This window comes from Microbispora hainanensis (assembly GCF_006874475.1).
Taxonomy (GTDB): Bacteria; Actinomycetota; Actinomycetes; order Streptosporangiales; family Streptosporangiaceae; genus Microbispora; species Microbispora hainanensis.
Genome location: NZ_VIRM01000034.1, coordinates 85,139 through 102,297 on the forward strand (window position 1 = coordinate 85,139; position 17,159 = coordinate 102,297).

Sequence of the window (17,159 nt, forward strand, 5' to 3'; positions counted from 1 at the left end):
CTCCGCACGCCCGTACATCCCTTGTATCAAGGGCGCATGCCCCGGCATAAATAGGGAGACGCATCACGGCATGCCGGACATATGATCGAGTGCCGTTTTCCGGATAACCCCGGACCGGCTTCTGGGGAAGGTGGTCTCGGCGGTGGGGTCCGTGCCAAGTGGGGAACGCAGCAGGGGCATCGGCGCCCTCGTCACCGGCAACCTCCTCGGCGGGGTCGCGGTCGCCTCCGGCATCGCGGTCGGCGGGCTGCTCCTTGAGCGGCTCGGCGGCACGTCCGTCGCGGGGCTCGGCCAGGCCGCGGGTGTGCTCGGCGCGGCGGTCGCCGCGGTGCCGCTGGCCGGCGTCGCGGCCCGGCACGGACGGCGCCGTTCGCTCGCCCTTGGATATGCCATCGCCGTGCTCGGCGGCGTGCTGATCGTCATGGCCGCCGTCGTCGCACAACTCGTCCTGCTGCTGGCCGGGCTGGCGCTGTTCGGCGTCGGGCAGGCGGTGAACCTGCAGTCCCGGTACGCCGCCGCGGACGGCGCGGCGCCCGGCGCCCGGGCCAGGACGATGTCGATCGTCATCTGGGCGACGACGATCGGGTCCGTGGCCGGCCCCAACCTCAGCGAGGTGGCCGACCGGTTCGGCCGGTGGCTCGGGCTGCCCGGCCTCGCCGGTCCGTACGTGTTCTCGGTCGTGTCCTTCGCCCTGGCGGGCGCGGTGGTGGCCGTGTTCCTCCGCCGGCCCGCCGCGCCGTCCGTGTCGTCAGCCTCTGCCCCGGCCGCGCCGGCCTCCGCGCAAGCCGACGGTCAGGGGGTCGCGAGCGCCCGGCGGGTGGGTGCGGTGGCGGCGCTGCGCTGGGCGGCGGCCGACCCGGCGGCGCGGTTCGCGGTCGTGCTCATCGCCGTGGCGCACGCGATGATGGTCATGGTCATGGTGATGACACCGCTGCACATGCAGCACCACGGCATGTCACTGCAGCTCGTGGGCGTGGTGATCAGCCTGCACGTGCTCGGCATGTACGCCCTGAGCCCGGTCTTCGGCTGGCTGGCCGACCGGATCGGCGCGGTCCGCACGGCGTGCGGCGGCATCCTGCTGCTCATGGCGGCCGTCGCGCTCGGCTTCGTGGCCGCCTCCGCCGGGGAGGGCAGCACCCTCACCGCGCTCGCGCTGATCGTGCTCGGGCTGGGCTGGTCGGTGTCGTTGATCTCCGCGTCCGCGCTGCTCGCCGGCACCGCCGCGGACGACGTACGGGTGCCGCTGCAGGGCGCCACGGACGCCGGGATGAACTACGCGGGCGCCGCAGCGGCCGCGCTGGCCGGGCCGATCCTCGCCGCGGGCGGCTTCCGCGCGGTCAACGTCGCGGCGGCGGCCATCCTGGTGCCCGCCATCGTGGCGGCGATCGCCGTCCTGCGCCGGGGCCGGGCGGCCGGAACCTCCCCCGTTGATCAGCCGCAGGGGACCCCTGCGGCATCATGAGGGTGTCCGCGGCTTTCGCAGAGCCGCCGGGCCGATCGGCATCGGGACGAGAGGAAGTGGCGGGGGCATGCGGTTCGAGACCGGCGTCGACATCGACGCCGAGGCGGAGCAGGTCTGGCGGGTCATGACGGACGTCGCGAGGTGGCCCGAGTTCACCCCCACCATGACCACGATCGAGCCCCTCGGCGACGGCCCGCTCGGCATCGCCGGCCGGTTCAGGATCAAGCAGCCGGGGCTTCCCCCGATGGTCTGGCAGGTGACCGAGTTCACCGACGGCGCCTCCTTCACCTGGCAGGCGACCGGCGGGGGCGTGACCACGGCCGGGACGCACGTGCTCACCCCCCGCGAGAACGGGGTGTCGGTCCGGCTCGGGATCGACCAGTCAGGACCGCTGGCGCCGCTGGTGAGCCTGCTGGCCGGCGGCCGCACCCGAAGGTTCGTACGCACGGAGGCCGAGAGCCTCAAACGGCGCTGCGAGTCGGGCGAGGCCGTCTGAGCGGTTCCGGCGACGGTGGGCCGGAGTCCGGGGACGTGACCCCGGACCCCGGCCCACGCGGGTGACTACGGGGCCGGGTAGTCCGTGATGAACACCGGCGCGCCGACCTTGGTCGTGTCGGCCGCGTCGCCGACGCCGTTGACGACGTGGTCGATCGTCCCGGCGCTGAGGTTGACCGTCATGATGTGGTGCAGCTTCACGCCCGGGGTCTGCGGCACTTCGAAGCCGTTCTCGGTGTGGATCTGCGGGTTGTTCTGGTTGAAGACGTAGACGCCCGCGCCGTAGAGGTTGTGCCTCTTCACGCGGTCGCCGACCTTGTAGCCGGCGTAGCCCTCCACGGAGCCGTTCATCCAGTCGGCCTGCGTCGGCGGGTCGTACGGCAGCTCGTTCTGGTAGAGGATCGTCGTGCCGTCCTCGCCGTTCCAGACGGTGTTGTAGCGCTGGAAGTGCTCGACGAACAGGCCGGTGGCCGTCACGTGGTCGCCGTTGACGACGACGCCGTAGCGGCCGATGTTGGTGTTCCAGCGCTGCGTGTCGGTGAAGCCCTCCACGCCGTGGTCCCCGCGCCACACCCAGGTGTGGTCGATGAGCACGTTGTCGCTGTTGACCTCGAGAGCGGTCTCGGTCTTGCCGGCGTGCGGCCCGCCGACCCGGAAGTACACGTCGGACAGGGTCGTCGGGTTGTCCGGCGAGGTCCGGTGGCCGCCACCATGCCCACTTCCACCCGGCCCACTTCCACCCGGCCCACTTCCACCCGGCCCGCCGTGCTCCTTGCCCACCCGCAGCAGGACGGGGGACTTCTGCAGACCCGCGTCGACGGTGACACCCGCGACGATCACGCCGGGAACGTCGGCCACGTCGAGCGCGGTCGCGCCGCGCGAGGCGGTGAGGGTGGCGTGCCCGAGGCCGAGGACCACGGTGTCGGGGCGCTTGACCTCGATGCTCTTCGCGATGTCGTACACGCCGGGCGTGAGCAGCAGGTTCTTGCCGCGCGCGAGCTGGCTGTTGATGGCCTGCACCGAGTCGGACGGCTTCGCGACGTAGAAGTCCGACAGCGGCACCGTGCGGCCCGGGGTCATGCCGTCCGCCCACGAGATGCCGCGCGTGTTCTTCCTGGCGGCGGGCACGCGGACGTTGAGCCTGCCCTGCGCGTCGGTGAACAGGTAGGGCTTCTCGCGGCTGACCGGGGTGTTCTCGACCGTGGTGTAGGGCGGGTCGGGGAAGCCGGACTCGTCCGGCGCGCCGACGACGCCCGAGAAGACCTGGTTCCACACCGCGTTGGACCACCCGGCGACCTCGGTGTTGCGGGTCAGCCACTGCTGCTGGGAACCGTTCGTGACGGACGGCAGGCGGGAGTCGGCGATGAAGCCGCCGCTGGCGTACTGCGGGCCCGCGGTGCAGTAGTCCATCAGCGACAGGGAGCCGCCGGTGACGTTGAGGCGGCGCATGGAGACCGCCTGGGAGACGGCCCAGAAGTTCGCCGACTGACGGCAGCCGTCCTGGCCCGCGGCGTTGATGTCGATCGACAGGTTCGACAGCGTGCGCCAGAAGTTGACGAGCGCGAGGCAGTTGCCGGTGCCGTTGTTCTCCAGGCAGCGGTTGTAGACCTCGACCTTGCCGTTGATGACGACGTCGGTGGGCGAGGCGCCGAGACCGGCGATCTCGGTGTAGTAGCCGACCTTGATCTGCAGCGGATGCTCGGCGGTGCCGTACGTGCCGGGCTTGAAGAGGTAGGCGTGCCGCTCGGTGCCCATCTCGTTGTCGACCTGCGCCGCGTGCGCCGCGTCGAGGGTCGCCTGGATCTGGTCGACCGGCATGCTCGGGTCGAAGACGGTGACGCCGGGCCCGAGGTCGGGCACTCCTCCGTGATTGCCGGGGCCGCCGGGGCCGTGGGCCGGTGCGGCGGCGGTGGCGGCCGTCGCTCCCGCCGTCACGACGGCGGTCGTCAGCACGAGACCGAACGTGAACGCCCGGCCGATGAAGCGGCGGCCGGAACGCCGCCTGGTGGGACTATCGGCGCCGGGAGTCCCAGAGTCATGAGTCTGGGTCGTCATACGGTTCGTCCTTTCCGCTGCGTACCGCAGCCGAGAGAGCGCTCTCTCACGAGGCCTTCTTGATTCAAGGCCTGAAAAATGTGTGGCGCGTTTGTACCGCGTAGAACGGTCCCGGCGCTATCCCTTGATTTTCCGTGCAACTTGTCCTTCGGCACGCGGAACCGCCCCGGAGCGGACGGGCTCCGGGGCGGTTCCGCGCTCGGATCAGGCGGTCTCCGATCAGGCGGTCTCCGATCAGGCGGTCTCCGATCAGCTGGTCTCTGCGAGATACCGCGCGTGCGCCGCGGCCAGACGGCCGCCGACCTCGGCCGTGCTGACGAGCACGGCCATGTTCGCCTTCGACGACCGGCCCTCGGTGGCGGCGTCCACGGCGCGCATCAGATATTTGGTGATCGCGTTGCCGCGCACGCCGTCCCGCTCGGCCGCGGCCATCGCGCCGGCGATGGCGGCGTCCACCTCGGAGGCGTCGATCGCGTCCTCCTCCCGCACCGGCGTGGTGATCAGGAACGAGCTGTGGTTGCCCAGCGCCCAGTGGTTCTCCACCGCCCGCGCGATCACCCGTTCGTCGTCCAGCCGCTGGGGGCTGCGGATGCCGCTGGAGACGCAGTAGAACGCGGGGAAGTCGTCCGACCGGTACGACACCACCGGCACGCAGTGGGTTTCCAGGAACTCCATCGTCAGGTTCAGGTCGAGGATGCTCTTGGCACCGGCGCAGACGACGGCCACCTTCGACCGGGTGAACTGGACGAGGTCGGAGGAGATGTCCATCGTCTTCTCCGCGCCCCGGTGCACGCCGCCGATGCCGGCCGACGAGAAGAACGGGATGCCGGCCAGTTCGGCCGCCACCACCGAGCTGGCCACGGTCAGCGCGCCGAGCCCGCCCTGGGCCAGGATCACCGGCAGGTCCCGGCTGCTGACCTTGGGGATGCCCGGCGTCGAGGCGAACCGCTCGACGTCCTCGTCCGTCATACCGACCTTGATCCGCCCGCCTTCGACGCAGATCGTGGCCGGGATCGCGCCGCCCGCGCGGACGGCGTCCTCGACCTTGCGCGCGGTCGCGGCGTTGTCCGGATAGGCCAGGCCGTGGGTGATGACGTTCGACTCCAGCGCCACCACCGGGCGTCTTTCTGCGAGTGCGTCCGCGACCTCCTCGCTGAACACCAGCGGGACGCGCCCATGCTCCCGGGTCATCGTCGCCTCTCAGTTCGCGGCCGGGCCGTAGTTCGGCAGCTTGTTCAGCTTGTGCTTCTGGTTGAGGATCTCGGGAATGTAGACCTTCTCGTCCCACAGCTCCTTCGCGACCGGCTCCAGGATGATCGACACCGAGCCCTCCTCGCAGCCGAAGGCGCTCGTCATCGCCTTGGTCACCGCGGCGACCAGGTCGGAGTGCTGCTGCTCGGTGAGGGGGACGGGGAAGTGCTTGATGCTGACGTGCGGCATGACGATCTCCTTACTGTGGGTCCCGAGACGATCCCTGATGGCTCCGGCCAGCTCGTCGATGTCCGGTTCCTTGAGCAGGCCGTAGTGGTCGGCTTCCAGGTCGACGACGACCGGGGGCGTCGCCGAATAACCGCTGCTGTTCTCCAGGAACGAGTAGTCGTCGCCCCTGGCCTTGAAGATGGTGATCGGCGCGTCGATCCGCCGCCGGGCCAGCTCGCGGAAGGTGTAGCTGAACTCGAAGGTCTCGCCCACCACCCGCATGATCCGGCGTACGAGGTCGATGTCCAGGTCGGGGAAGTTGCGGTGGATGAAGGCGGCGAAGCTCTCCTCGTCCACGGCCTCGGCCAGGCAGCGTTCCAGCAGCGGCCCGGTGATCGTGCCGGCGAAGACCGAGAAGAGGATCGTCACGTACGCCTTGTTGCCGAAGCCGGCCTCGCGCTCGTGCTCGGCCGTGCCCGCCGTGTGGACCTTCGGCGAGCCCGGCGCGATCAGGAACAGGTGCTCCACCCGCTCACCGGCCTGTTCGAGCTGGTAGGCGGCCTCGAACGCGACGCGCGCGCCGAAGGAGTAGCCCCACAGCGTGTAGGGCCCGGACGGCTGGAGCCGGCGGATGGCCTTGACGTCCTCGGCCGCCATCTCGCCGATGGTCGCGTACGGCACCTCCTCGGGGTTGATCCCATACGCCTGGATTCCGTAGAAGGGCTGGGCGGTGCCCATCCTGGCGGCCAGCGTGCGCAGGTTCATCGTGTAGCCGCCGAGGCCGGGCCAGCAGTAGACGGGCCGCTCGGAGCCCTCCGGCTGGAGCGGCACGAGCCGAGAGCACGTCTCCGCCCCGGTGCCGTCGAGCCGCCGGGCGAGCTTCTCGATGGTGGGGCACTCGAAGAGCACCTGGAGGGGCAGCGAGCCGCAGAACTCCCGGTTGATCTTGTTGATCAGCCCGACGGCGATGAGCGAGTTGCCGCCCGAGGCGAAGAAGTCGTCCTCCACCGAGACGGCCTCCCGCTTCATCGCCTTCTTCCACAGCTCGGCGATGCGGCGCTCGGTCATGGTCCGCGGCGCGACGTACGGCCGGTCGGCGTTGTCCACGTCCGTCGCCTCGGACTCGGCCAGGGCCCTGACGTCGATCTTCCCGTTCGCCGTGAACGGCAGCCGGTCGAGCACGACGACCTTGTTGGGGATCATGTAGTCCGGCAGGAAGTTGATCAGGTCGTCCCTGATCATCTCCGCCGGTCCCCTCATGTGGACCGAGTCCTCCTTCATCCCCTCGCTCAGCCGCTGCTCGTCGCTCACCCGGCCGCCGATGAAGAAGTAGGACGGGCCGGTGGGCCGGCCGCCGGAGCGGAGGATGTCGTCGATCCGGCGCGCCGACGGCAGGTCGAAGCCCGACTTGGAGCTGTATCCGGACGACATGAACCCGAGGTTCACGTCGTTCATCGACAGCCGCTGCAGCGTGCGCCCCAGGTCGATGTAGTGCAGCCACTCCTCGCTGTTCCTGCTGATCACCGAGATGCCGAGGCTCGACCGGTCGTAGACCGCCTGGTTGATCGCGATGACCTGCTTCTTCAGGATGAGCTCGTCGGAGATGAGCCGCAGCCGCCCGTTCTCGTAGGCGTACTGGCCCGCCCGCAGGTCGGCGATCTTCCCGGGATGCGCCTGGACGTAGAGGTCGACCTCGTCCCGGCGCGGCCCGCCGTACGGCACCAGCTCGAACGTGCCGAGGTAGTAGTCCTCGGCGGCGCAGTCGAGGTGGTCGATCGTGGCCGGGGCATACTCCAGTGGCCTGATGTCCAGGCCATACTCCGGCAGCACCTCCTCGAACAGGCCGACCATGTGGCCGGTCTCGATCTCCAGCACCTCGCGGATGTTGTTCTTGTAGACCGGCTCGATCGCCCGCTTCTTGCCGACGAAGTGCAGCCTCACGCGCGGCCGCGCTCCCCCGGCGGCCGGCGCGACCAGCACGAGCCGGTGGTCCACCGGGTGGTGGTAGTAGAAGCCCGGCTGGAGGTCGCCGATTCCGTCGATCTCCAGGTAGAGCTGGGTCGCGTACAACGCGCCCGGCGAGGCGTACGCGTACTTCGGCAGCAGGCGCTCCTCGCTGTGGTGCTGGCCGAAGTAGCGCAGGATCTCGCCGAGGGTGTCCAGGCCGACGGTGTCGAGGCTCCGGGACCCCGTGCCCTCGGCCTTCCTGGCCAGCAGTTTCAGGATGTCGCCCCGGCCGACTTCGCCGCCCTCGTAGAACCGGTAGGTCTTGCGCGCGAACGCCAGCGCGCGTTGCCGCGCGGTCGCCTGCTTGCCCGGCAGGTCGACCACCGGCCTGCCGTCGAGCTCCGCGGCGTCCCTGAGCCCGGGATTGGACAGCTGCGCCTTGACCTGGAGCCGGCTCTCCTTGGACTGGTGGTGGGCGCCGTGGTTGCCCTGGTCCATCAGCGCCGCTTCCTTGGGGTTCAGCTCGACGCAGGCGATCAGGTTCTGGAAGCCGGTGCGCGGGTCGTTCTTGACGATGACCGCGGCGTGCTTGACCCAGTCGTGGGTCTCGATGGCCAGCTTGATCTCGTCCAGCTCGACCCGGAATCCTCGTAGCTTGACCTGGTTGTCCGCGCGGCCGACGAACTGGACCGTGCCGTCGGCGTTCCAGTACGCGAGGTCGCCGGTCTTGAACAGCGTGCCCTCGCCGAGCGGGTTGTCCACGAACCGCTCGGCGGTCATCTCGGGCCGGTGCAGGTAGCCGCGGGCGACCTGGACGCCTCCGATGAACAGCTCGCCGATCTCGCCGACGGCCACGGGCGCCCCGGCCGGATCGAGGATGTGATAGCCGGTGTGGTCGACCGGCGCGCCGATCGAGATCGCGTTCGGGCCCTCGTCGAGGGTCGCCGGGTCCACGACGTAGGACGACGAGTTGATCGTGCACTCGGTGGGGCCGTACAGGTTGATCAGGGCGCACCCGGGCATGGTGTCGAGGAAGGTCGTCGCCAGCCCCTTCGACAGCACCTCGCCTCCGGTGAAGACCTGCGTGAGCGAGGTGCAGCTCTGCAGCTCCTCGGTGTCGAGCAGCGCCGTCAGCAGCGTCGGCACGCACTGCAACGTGGTGACGTCGTGCGTCCTGATGACGTCGATCAGCCGTTCGGCGTCCCGGTAGACCCCGGGCGGGCCCACGACGACCAGGGAGCCGCAGATCGGCGCGAGGATCTCCCACTGTGCCGCGTCGAAGCTCATCGGCGTCTTCTGCACGATGACCTTGGTCTGGTCGATCCCGTACGCGGCCCGCAGCCACCGCATCTGGCTGACGATGCTGCGGTGCTCGATCATCACGCCCTTCGGCTTGCCGGTGCTGCCGGACGTGTAGATGACGTACGCCAGGTTGCCCGGGCGCAGGCCCGGGTGACAGTCGTGTCCCGATGTCTCCGCGTCCTTGAGGGTGACGATCCGCGTCCCCGCGGGCGCGAGCTCGGACAGCCGGTCCACGAGCTCGTCCTGCGTGACGACGACCCGCACACCGGCGTCCTCGATCATGTAGCGGAGGCGCTCTTCGGGATATTCGGGGGACAGCGGCAGGTAGGCGCCGCCGGCCCGCAGGATTCCCCAAACGCCGACCATCAGGTCGATCGACGGCTCGACGAACAGCCCCACGCATTCGTCGAGCTCCACGCCGAGCTCCCGCAGGTGCCCGCCGAGGGCCGCGCCGCCCTCCGCGAGCTCGCGGAAGGTCAGCCGCCGCTCTCCGCAGACGACCGCGACGGCGCCCGGGCGCGACCGGGCCTGAGCGTCGAGCAGATCCGGAAGACAGGCGTCCTCCGGTGGTTCCCGTCTCGCTTCAACGGCTGGAGTGGTGATCATTTCCTCCCCCTGCGATGGGCGGACAAGGATTACTGAGAGACCGCGGCCCTTTGCGCCGTCACCCGTCTCCCGCGCTGCCCCGCTGGGTGACCGGTCTGGGCTGCGCCGCGGGGTGACCGGCCTGGGCTGCTGGGCTGCGCCGCAGGCCGGTCGGGTCTGCCGCCGGGCCGGCGGGACGTACGCCCCTCCCCTCGGGGAGGGGCGGAGGTCAGCGTGGGACGTCCGTGCCGAAGTAGCGGTCGCCGAAGTCGCCGATGCCGGGGATCATGTAGGCGTTCTCGTTCAGCCGTTCCTCGATGGCCGAGGTCACGATCCGCAGGTTCGGGTGGCGCGCGTGGACGGCGGCGATGCCCTCCGGCGCCGCCAGCAGGGCGACGAAGACGATGTCGTCCTCCGCGACCCCGTGGTCGAGCAGCACCTGGACCGCGGCCAGCGCGGTCCCGCCGGTGGCGAGCATCGGGTCCAGCAGCAGCACGCTGTGCCGGTCGATGTCCCCGGGCAGCGCGGAGTAGTACAGCCGCGGCAGCTTCGTCACCTTGTCGCGCTGGATCAGGATCTTGCCGATCCGCACGCCCGGCGACATCACGCGCAGCTCGTGCTCCATGCTCTCCCCGGCCCGCAGGACGGACACCCCGCAGATCGGCCGGGCCGGCCGCAGGCCGTGATAGGTGCGCCCAACCGGGGTCTGCACGTCCAGCGGCTCGTACGGCAGGAGGTCGAGGGCCGTCTCGATGAGCTGACGAATGATCCGGCCCGAGGTGGTGACGAAACGGTCCAGGTCGGCGTGCCGGTCGCGGATGACGGTGTGCAGCGCCCGCAGCTGCCTGGTCTGCGGCAGCAGGTGCACGTTCTCGCTCACCGTGCCGTTGACGGTGTGGGCTGCCTGCGTCGCCGTGATGGTCATGCCTTCTCACCCGCCTCCAGCGCGGCGAACGCCCGGCGGGCCTCCCGGACGAACGTGCGCACCTTGAGGCGGTCCTTGCGGCGGGTCACCGGGTCCTCCAGGCCGGTGTGCGCGTCGACCGCGGCCGGGCGGACCTCGGTGATCGCGGCGGCGACGTTGTCCGGGTTGAGCCCGCCGGCGAGCATCAGCGGCTTGGGCGAGATCCGGACCAGCTCCGCGCTGATCGACCAGTCGTGCAGGAGTCCGGTGGCGCCCTTGGCACCGGTCGCCGGGTTGAAGGTGTCGGTGATGAACATGTCGACCCACTCGGCCGCCTCATCCACGATCCCGGCCAGCTCGTCGAGGTTGTCGTTCTTGACGACGAGGCTCTTGAGCACGAACAGCTCGGGGGCGATGCGGCGCAGCTTCCGCAGTTCCTCACCCGTGACGTCGCCGTGCAACTGGATCGCGGTGACGCCCAGCTCCGCGCAGAAGGTCTTGATCTCCTCGGCGTCGGTCAGGTAGGTGATCACGACGCCCCGGTGCTCGGGCTGGATCTCCTTGACGATCGCCGCGGCCTCCGCCTCGGACAGGTCCTCGTTCTTCGCCGGCAGCCGCAACGCGAAGCCGAGCCAGTCCGCGCCCTCCTCGCGGATCAGGTCCGCCTCGGCCTGGTCGATGACACCGGCCACCTGAATCAGTCCCTGCATGTTGCCCGCCTTTCGAACCGGCCTGAGCGGCCTCGGTCGGAAACGAATTGCAAACGGCCACGAACAATGGCTTTGAGCAGCCCGCGACAGTGCGGCCCTACGAGATTGGATTCGCTGCGGCGCGAATAACTCCGGCCTGCGAGGCTCATTCAGAATTCGCCGTGGCGGGCTTTTCCCACAACCCCTAGCGGCCCCACAGCACGTCAGGACGATCCGGGACACCTCTGGACTTTTCGGGTGCCCCTCGGGCGGGGTGCGGCAGAGACGGCCCGCAACCCCTTATCACCCCTATAAAGAAACGACGTGTCCCGAGTCGCGTACGACTCTCGTTGACCCGGCGGGAAACGCGGAACTAGCCTCCGTTTCGGAATGCCCCGACGAGCGCACGCGAGAAACGGCGGTGGTGAGAATGCACCACAAGCAACCGATTTCCCGGACGATTCGCCGGCACGGTTACCCCACCTTCGGGCACCGCCATCGCCGGATCTCGCGCCCGTCCCACCGCCCGGCGGGCCGCACGTCTCGAACCCGGCGGGCCGCACGTCTCGAACCCGGCGGGCCGCATGTCTGGCCAATCGCTTAGCGCTAAGGTAATGTCTCTTAGTGCTAAGCGACTTGCCTGCCACTGATCCACGGCCGCCGGGGCCGATCGGCACCACCGTTCGACGCAACCGTTCGACGCAACCGACGCACGACGTTCGCTCTCGCCTGCCCGGACCGGGCCCACGCGCACAGGAGGAACCAGATGACAGTCATCGAGTCCGTCTCCGCCGGGACCGGCAAACCGGATCGCGTCCCCGTCAAGAACTGGCTCGCGGTGATCGCCGTCGCGCTGGGAACCTTCCTGGTGGTGACGGTCGAGAACCTGCCGATGGGCCTGCTCACGGCCATCGGCGGCGGCCTGAACGTCTCCGACGGCGAAGTCGGCCTGATGGTGACCGTGTCCGGCCTGGTCGCCGCCGTCACCGCGCCGCTGCTCCCCGTGGCGATCCGCGGGCTCGACCGGCGGGTGGTCCTGCTCGGCCTGATCCTGCTGGCACTGGTGGCCAACGTCGTCTCCGCGATGACCCCCACGTACGCCGTGCTGATGGTGGCCCGGCTGTTCGTGGGCGTCAGCATCGGCGGGTTCTGGGCGCTCGCCGCGGGCCTCGGCGTGCGGCTGGTCCCCGAGGCGCACGTCGCCAGGGCCACCTCGCTGATCTTCTTCGGCGCCATGGCCGCCAACGTCCTCGGCGTCCCCGCCGGCACGCTCGTCGGCGAGCTGACCGGCTGGCGCGTCGCGTTCGGCGCGGTCGCCGCCGTCGCGCTGCTGCTGGTCATCGCGCTGGGCGTGCTGCTGCCGCGGATGCCCGCCACCGAGCCCGTACGGCTGCGCACGCTGGCCGAGCAGCTGCGCGTGCCCGCCGTCCGGGTCGGCGTCGTCGCCACCTTCCTGCTGGTGTCCGGGCACTACGGCGCCTTCACCTTCGTCAGCCCGATCCTCCAGGACGTCTCCGGCGTCGGCGCCGCGTTCATCGGCCCGCTGCTGCTGGCGTACGGCGTGGCCGGGATGGCCGGCAACCTCATCGCCGGCGCGTGGGCGGGCCGCAACGTCCGCGGCACCATCGTCGTGGTCAGCGTCGCGCTCGCGGTCATCCTGGCGGCGTTCCCCTTCATCGGCGGCAACGCGGTCACCGGGTCGATCCTGCTGATCGCGTGGGGCTTCGCGTTCGGCGGCCTGCCGGTGAGCGTCCAGACCTGGATCATCAAGGCCGCGCCGCAGGGCGTCGAGGCCGCCACCGGGCTGAACACCTGCATGTTCAACCTGGCGATCGCGCTGGGAGCGCTTTTCGCCAGCCTCATCGTCGGGGTGGTCGCCGTGACCGGCGTGCTGTGGGTCGCGGCGGCGCTCGTGGTCCTGACCTCGCTGGTGGTGTCCGGCACCAAGCGGGTCTAGGAGGCTCTCTCGTCGCCCAGCGACATCAGCAGTTGCCTGAGGATCTCGGCCAGGTTCTCCCGCTGGGCGGAGGTGAGCCCGGCGAGCAGGCGGCGTTCGGTGTCCACGTGGTCGGGCAGCGCCCGGTCGATCAGTTCGCGGCCGGCGTCGGTCAGATCCACGTGGACACCGCGGCCGTCCACGTCGCTGGGCGTCCGCCTCACCAGCCCCCGCGCCTCCAGCCGGTCGAGGCGCTGGGTCACCGCCCCCGAGGTGACCATGGCCGAGCGCATCAGCTCCGCCGGGGCCTGCCGTCCGCCGCGGCGCAGGGTGGCCAGGACATCGAACGACGAGGGGTCAAGGTCGTGTTCGGCGAACGTGCGGCGCAGCTCGGTGTTGACGAGCTGCGTCAGCCGCGACAGCCGTCCGAAGACCGCCATCGGGGAAACGTCCAGGTCAGGGCGGGCGTCGGCCCACTGCTGCAGGACGTGGTCCACATGATCCGGCACACCGCACAGGGTACCGCCCGCGGCACCCGCGAGATCGAGAGGAAGTAGCGGCATGCGCATCACAGTCTTCGGGGCGACCGGGAACGTGGGCAGGCGCGTCGTCGCCGAGGCCGTGTCCCGCGGACACGAGGTGACCGGGGTGTCCCGCAATCCGGTGCGGCTCGCCGGGCTGCCCGGCGAGGTGCGGGCCCGGGTCGGCGACGCGACCGACGTGCACGACGCCGTCGCGCTGACCACCGGGCAGGAAGTCGTGATCACCGCGACCTGCCCGGCGCCCGGCGAGGAGCACCAGCTCGCCACGGTCGCCACCACCCTGCTCTCGGCGTGCGCCAAGACCGGCGCGCGCCTGCTGCTCGTCGGCGGCGCGGGCAGCCTGACCATCGAGGGCGGCGGTCGCCTCATGGACCGGGAGGGCTATCCGTCCTTCCTGCTGCCGATCGCGTCGGCATGCGTCGACCAGCTTGCGGCCTGCCGGGCCGACACCACCGCCGACTGGGCCTACCTGAGCCCGGCCGACCTGCTCGTCCCGGGTGAGCGGACCGGTCACTATCGGCTGGGCGCCGACGAGCTGGTGGTCGACGCCGGCGGCGAGTCCCGGATCTCAATGGAGGACCTCGCGGTGGCGCTGCTGGACGAGGCCGAGCACCCGCGCCACCTCCGGACCCGTTTCACCGTCGCCTACTGATCTCGCGACCCCCGTCTTACCGTCGCATACCGCGACCCGGTTCACGGTCGCGTAGCGACGTCGACCCGGAGACGCTCCTGTGAACGGCCGGACAGCCCGCGCTTTCCGGCCGTTCCTTTTCTGTCGGATCCGGTCTCTATACTCCCGGGCATGTCAAGATCGCCGTCCCCACTCGACATCGCGTACGCCCTTCTGGAAGAGGGCCGTCTCATCGACGCGGAACAGCTCCTGGTGAAGGAGCTGGGGAAGGCCGAGAGCGGGCACGGCCACGGGAGCCCGCAATGGGCGTCGGCCCAGTGCGATCTCGGCAACCTCCTGTTCAGCTCCGGCCAGCTCGACCGGGCCGTGGACTGCTATCGCAGCGCCTGCTCCTATCCGCCGGCCGGCGACCGGGAGGCGTACAAGGACCACCTCACCTATCGGCTCAATCTCGGCACCGTGCTGACGATGGCCGGGCGGCTCGACGAGGCCGAGGACGAGTTGCGGCGCAATGTCCAGGAGCGGCACGACTTCTACGGTCGTGAGCATCCCGGTTACGCCTACGCCCTGGAGCCCTTGGCCGACGTCCTGCTCCGGCGTGGTGACGTCGGCCAGGCGCGTCAGGTCGTGGAAGAGGCGGTCGGCACGTTCTGGCGGAACGGCCACGAGCGGGTCGCCACAGCGCTCGCGCTACGGGCGGAGATCATCGTGGCCTCCGGCGGCGGCGAACCCGCCTTCGCGGATCTGGAGCGGCTGCCGGACGGCATCGTCGAGCAGATCGCACTCACCGTGATGAACCGGGCCGGTCAGGACCCGGCGACCGGCAGGGCGGTGCTCACCGCCCTGGTCGCCGCCCTGGAGGAACGGCTCGGACCCGATCACCAGGCGACGCTCAACGCGCTGTCGCAACTGGCGAACACCGGCCACGACATCGGCGACGAAGCGGGCCGGGTGCGGGCGATCGAGAAAGTGCTCGCCTCCTACGACCGGCAGGGCCGGGCGGAGGACGCGCTCATGGCGGCGCTCGGCCTCGCCATGGCGCAGGACGACGCCGGCGACACCGCCGGCGCACTGCGGACGTTCGAGGACGCGTGGGCGCGGGCGGACCGCATCGGCCGTCACGAGCTGCGTGCCCAGGTGCTGCGCAACTGGGGGCTGGCCCTGTCGGCCGCGGGCCGTACGGACGAGGCGGAGCGGCGTCTGCGCGACGCCGTGGCCGAGGCCGATCGCGGGCACGACCACGAGATGCTCGGCCGCTCGCGAATCGCGCTCGGCCTGTTCCTGCAGCACGAGGAACGGCTGGCCGAGGCACGCCAGGTGGTGGAGGCCGGGCTGTCGACGCTCGACGTCGCGCACCCCGACGCGATCACCGGGCGCAGCCACCTCGGCGCCATCGTCCAAGGCCGCGCCTGCGGCTGCGGAGACGTCCAGGGCACGATCGCCGAGGCGTTCCGCGAGTTCGTCATCACCAGGTTGCCGGCAGACCTCCTTGAGGACCTCGACGTGGCCGTGGAGGACGGCGAGTTCGCGATCCAGGTGCGGCTTCGCCGGAAACCGGAAGCGGCCGAGATCGAGCACATGAACCGGCTCATCGAGAGCGCGAACGCCGAGTTCCGCGGCCGGTTGACCTCCTCGAGGTAGTCCCGGCCGGCGCAGACAGCGTCGCGCACACATCGTCGCGCACACACAGGGCTGCACACGCGTGGCCACGCATGGGGGCCGGCACGGGATGGTGCACGAGGCTGCACACACAGAGCTGCACACACGGGGGCCGTGCACAGGGGCCGGGCACAGGGGCCGTGCACAGGGGCCGCAGACAGCGCCACACACGCGGCCCCGCGCGAACGGCCCCGCACGCTCGGGGCCACACACAACGCCGCGCCTATGGCCCGCCGTCCGATGGCGTGGCACCATGTGCGGAGTCTCCCGTTCCGGAAGGGTCGGTCGATGCGGGCGCTCACAGATGCCGACGTACGCCGGGTGTTCGACCGGCTGGCGGATCGGTACGACAACCAGATGCTGACCTGGGAGCGCCGCCTGCTGCCGGGCAGCCGCGAGTGGGCCGTCAGGCAGGCGCGCGGTCACGTCGTGGAGATCGCGGTGGGCACCGGGCTCAACCTTCCGCTGTACGACGCCGGCACCACGGTCGTCGGGATCGAGTTGTCCGAGCGCATGCTGGAGCTGGCGCGGCGGCGGGTGGCTCAGGCCGGCCTCGGTGAGCGGGTTGAGCTGCGGCAGGGCGACGTGCAGCGCCTGGACCTGCCCGACGGCGTCGCCGACACGGTCGTGTCCACGTTCACGATGTGCACCATCCCCGATCCGCTGGCCGCCGCCCGCGAGGCGTATCGCGTGCTCAAGCCGGGCGGGCGGTTCGTGCTGGCCGAGCACGGGCCGTCGAGCAGCCCGGTCATCCGGGCCGGGATGCGGCTGCTGGAGCCGCTGTCGGTGCGGTTCCAGGCCGACTACCTCACCCGCGATCCCCGGCCCTACCTGCAGCAGGCCGGTTTCGCGATCGAGTCGGTGACGCGGGCGACCCGCGGGATCAGTTTCCGGGTGCTCGCCGTCCGCCCCTGACCCGAACGCCGCAAAGCTGCGGTCCTGCGCGCCGAGGACCGTCGCGAGGGGTGATCCACGAACCTCGGCCGATTCGGTCACCGGGCCGGAAGGCATCTGCGGGGTGTTCGCGGACCTTGGGTCGGTCGAACACCGTGCCGGACGGCACCTCCGGTCCTCGCGAAGCCCGCTCCGCTCCACCCTCGAAATTCCTCGCAAGCTCGGAACTTCCGCTGGCTCCGGTCTTGGGCACAACGCTTCCGGCCTTCACCGTCCCCTGTGACCCGGCGCGCCCCCTTCAGCCTTCACAGAGCCCGCGTAGCCGGCGCGCCCCTTCCGACCGTCACAACGCCCCTATGCCGGGCGGGGCCTCTCTAGCGCTCACGGAGCCCGCGTAGCCGGCGCGCCCCTTCCCGCTGTCACAACGCCCCTATGCCGGCCGCGACCTCTACAACCCTCACGGAGCCCGCGTCGTCGGTGGCCCTTCCGGCTCGCGCACGTGGACCGCACACTGGACCGCACACCTGGACCGCAGCCCCGACGACGGCCCGGAAAGGCTCTGCGAGCACGTCTCGGGGCGGGACGTCGTATCGGGGGCTGCCTCACATGGTTGGGGTTCCATGTCTTTGCAGGTCAGGA

Annotated in this window: 12 protein-coding genes; 6 read left to right on the forward strand and 6 right to left on the reverse strand. The window is 70.5% G+C overall.

What is annotated here, in order from left to right; translation table 11 throughout:
- Positions 1-151 precede the first annotated feature (151 nt).
- Together FLX08_RS25410 and FLX08_RS25415 are read left to right on the forward strand one after the other, a co-directional pair.
- Positions 152-1,462 (forward strand): MFS transporter, encoded by a 1,311-nt coding sequence (locus FLX08_RS25410; RefSeq protein WP_142622106.1) that lies wholly within the window; start codon positions 152-154, stop codon positions 1,460-1,462.
- A 67-nt stretch (positions 1,463-1,529) separates the two neighbouring features.
- Positions 1,530-1,958, forward strand: coding sequence for an SRPBCC family protein (locus FLX08_RS25415; RefSeq protein ID WP_142622081.1), 429 nt, complete (start codon positions 1,530-1,532; stop codon positions 1,956-1,958).
- Positions 1,959-2,023: 65 nt separating this feature from the next.
- Here FLX08_RS25415 and FLX08_RS25420 read toward each other — a convergent pair whose 3' ends face one another.
- From FLX08_RS25420 to FLX08_RS25440, 5 genes are all read right to left on the reverse strand, one after another.
- Entirely contained in the window at positions 2,024-4,012 is a 1,989-nt protein-coding gene (locus FLX08_RS25420; protein WP_244312878.1) for a glycoside hydrolase family 55 protein, read from the reverse strand.
- Between the two features lie 249 nt (positions 4,013-4,261).
- The gene (locus FLX08_RS25425; protein WP_142622083.1) at positions 4,262-5,203 is read right to left on the reverse strand and encodes a pseudouridine-5'-phosphate glycosidase; all 942 of its coding nucleotides are present in this window, start codon (positions 5,201-5,203) and stop codon (positions 4,262-4,264) included.
- 9 nt (positions 5,204-5,212) lie between these two features.
- On the reverse strand, positions 5,213-9,286 hold the full coding sequence (locus tag FLX08_RS25430) for an amino acid adenylation domain-containing protein (RefSeq protein WP_142622085.1): 4,074 nt from the start codon (positions 9,284-9,286) through the stop codon (positions 5,213-5,215).
- Between the two features lie 208 nt (positions 9,287-9,494).
- Entirely contained in the window at positions 9,495-10,190 is a 696-nt protein-coding gene (gene upp, locus FLX08_RS25435; RefSeq protein ID WP_208761651.1) for a uracil phosphoribosyltransferase, read from the reverse strand.
- Positions 10,187-10,879 (reverse strand): phosphoribosylanthranilate isomerase, encoded by a 693-nt coding sequence (locus FLX08_RS25440; RefSeq protein ID WP_142622087.1) that lies wholly within the window; start codon positions 10,877-10,879, stop codon positions 10,187-10,189. The genes upp and FLX08_RS25440 overlap by 4 nt, the downstream gene beginning before the upstream one ends.
- 745 nt (positions 10,880-11,624) lie before the next feature.
- Between FLX08_RS25440 and FLX08_RS25445 the strand changes: the two genes are divergently transcribed.
- Positions 11,625-12,815, forward strand: coding sequence for an MFS transporter (locus FLX08_RS25445; RefSeq protein WP_142622089.1), 1,191 nt, complete (start codon positions 11,625-11,627; stop codon positions 12,813-12,815).
- Here the strand turns inward: FLX08_RS25445 and FLX08_RS25450 are convergent.
- Positions 12,812-13,303, reverse strand: coding sequence for a MarR family winged helix-turn-helix transcriptional regulator (locus FLX08_RS25450; protein ID WP_142622091.1), 492 nt, complete (start codon positions 13,301-13,303; stop codon positions 12,812-12,814). The genes FLX08_RS25445 and FLX08_RS25450 overlap by 4 nt on opposite strands.
- A gap of 52 nt (positions 13,304-13,355) precedes the next feature.
- On the opposite strand from FLX08_RS25450, the gene FLX08_RS25455 reads away from it, so the two are divergent.
- From FLX08_RS25455 to FLX08_RS25465, 3 genes are all read left to right on the forward strand, one after another.
- Complete coding sequence (locus FLX08_RS25455; protein WP_142622093.1) at positions 13,356-13,988, forward strand: NAD(P)-dependent oxidoreductase; 633 nt, start codon at positions 13,356-13,358, stop codon at positions 13,986-13,988.
- 150 nt (positions 13,989-14,138) lie between these two features.
- On the forward strand, positions 14,139-15,608 hold the full coding sequence (locus tag FLX08_RS25460; RefSeq protein ID WP_142622095.1) for a tetratricopeptide repeat protein: 1,470 nt from the start codon (positions 14,139-14,141) through the stop codon (positions 15,606-15,608).
- A 306-nt stretch (positions 15,609-15,914) separates the two neighbouring features.
- Positions 15,915-16,541: a class I SAM-dependent methyltransferase gene (locus FLX08_RS25465; RefSeq protein ID WP_142622097.1), complete on the forward strand. Its 627-nt coding sequence runs from the start codon at positions 15,915-15,917 to the stop codon at positions 16,539-16,541.
- Positions 16,542-17,159 lie beyond the last annotated feature (618 nt).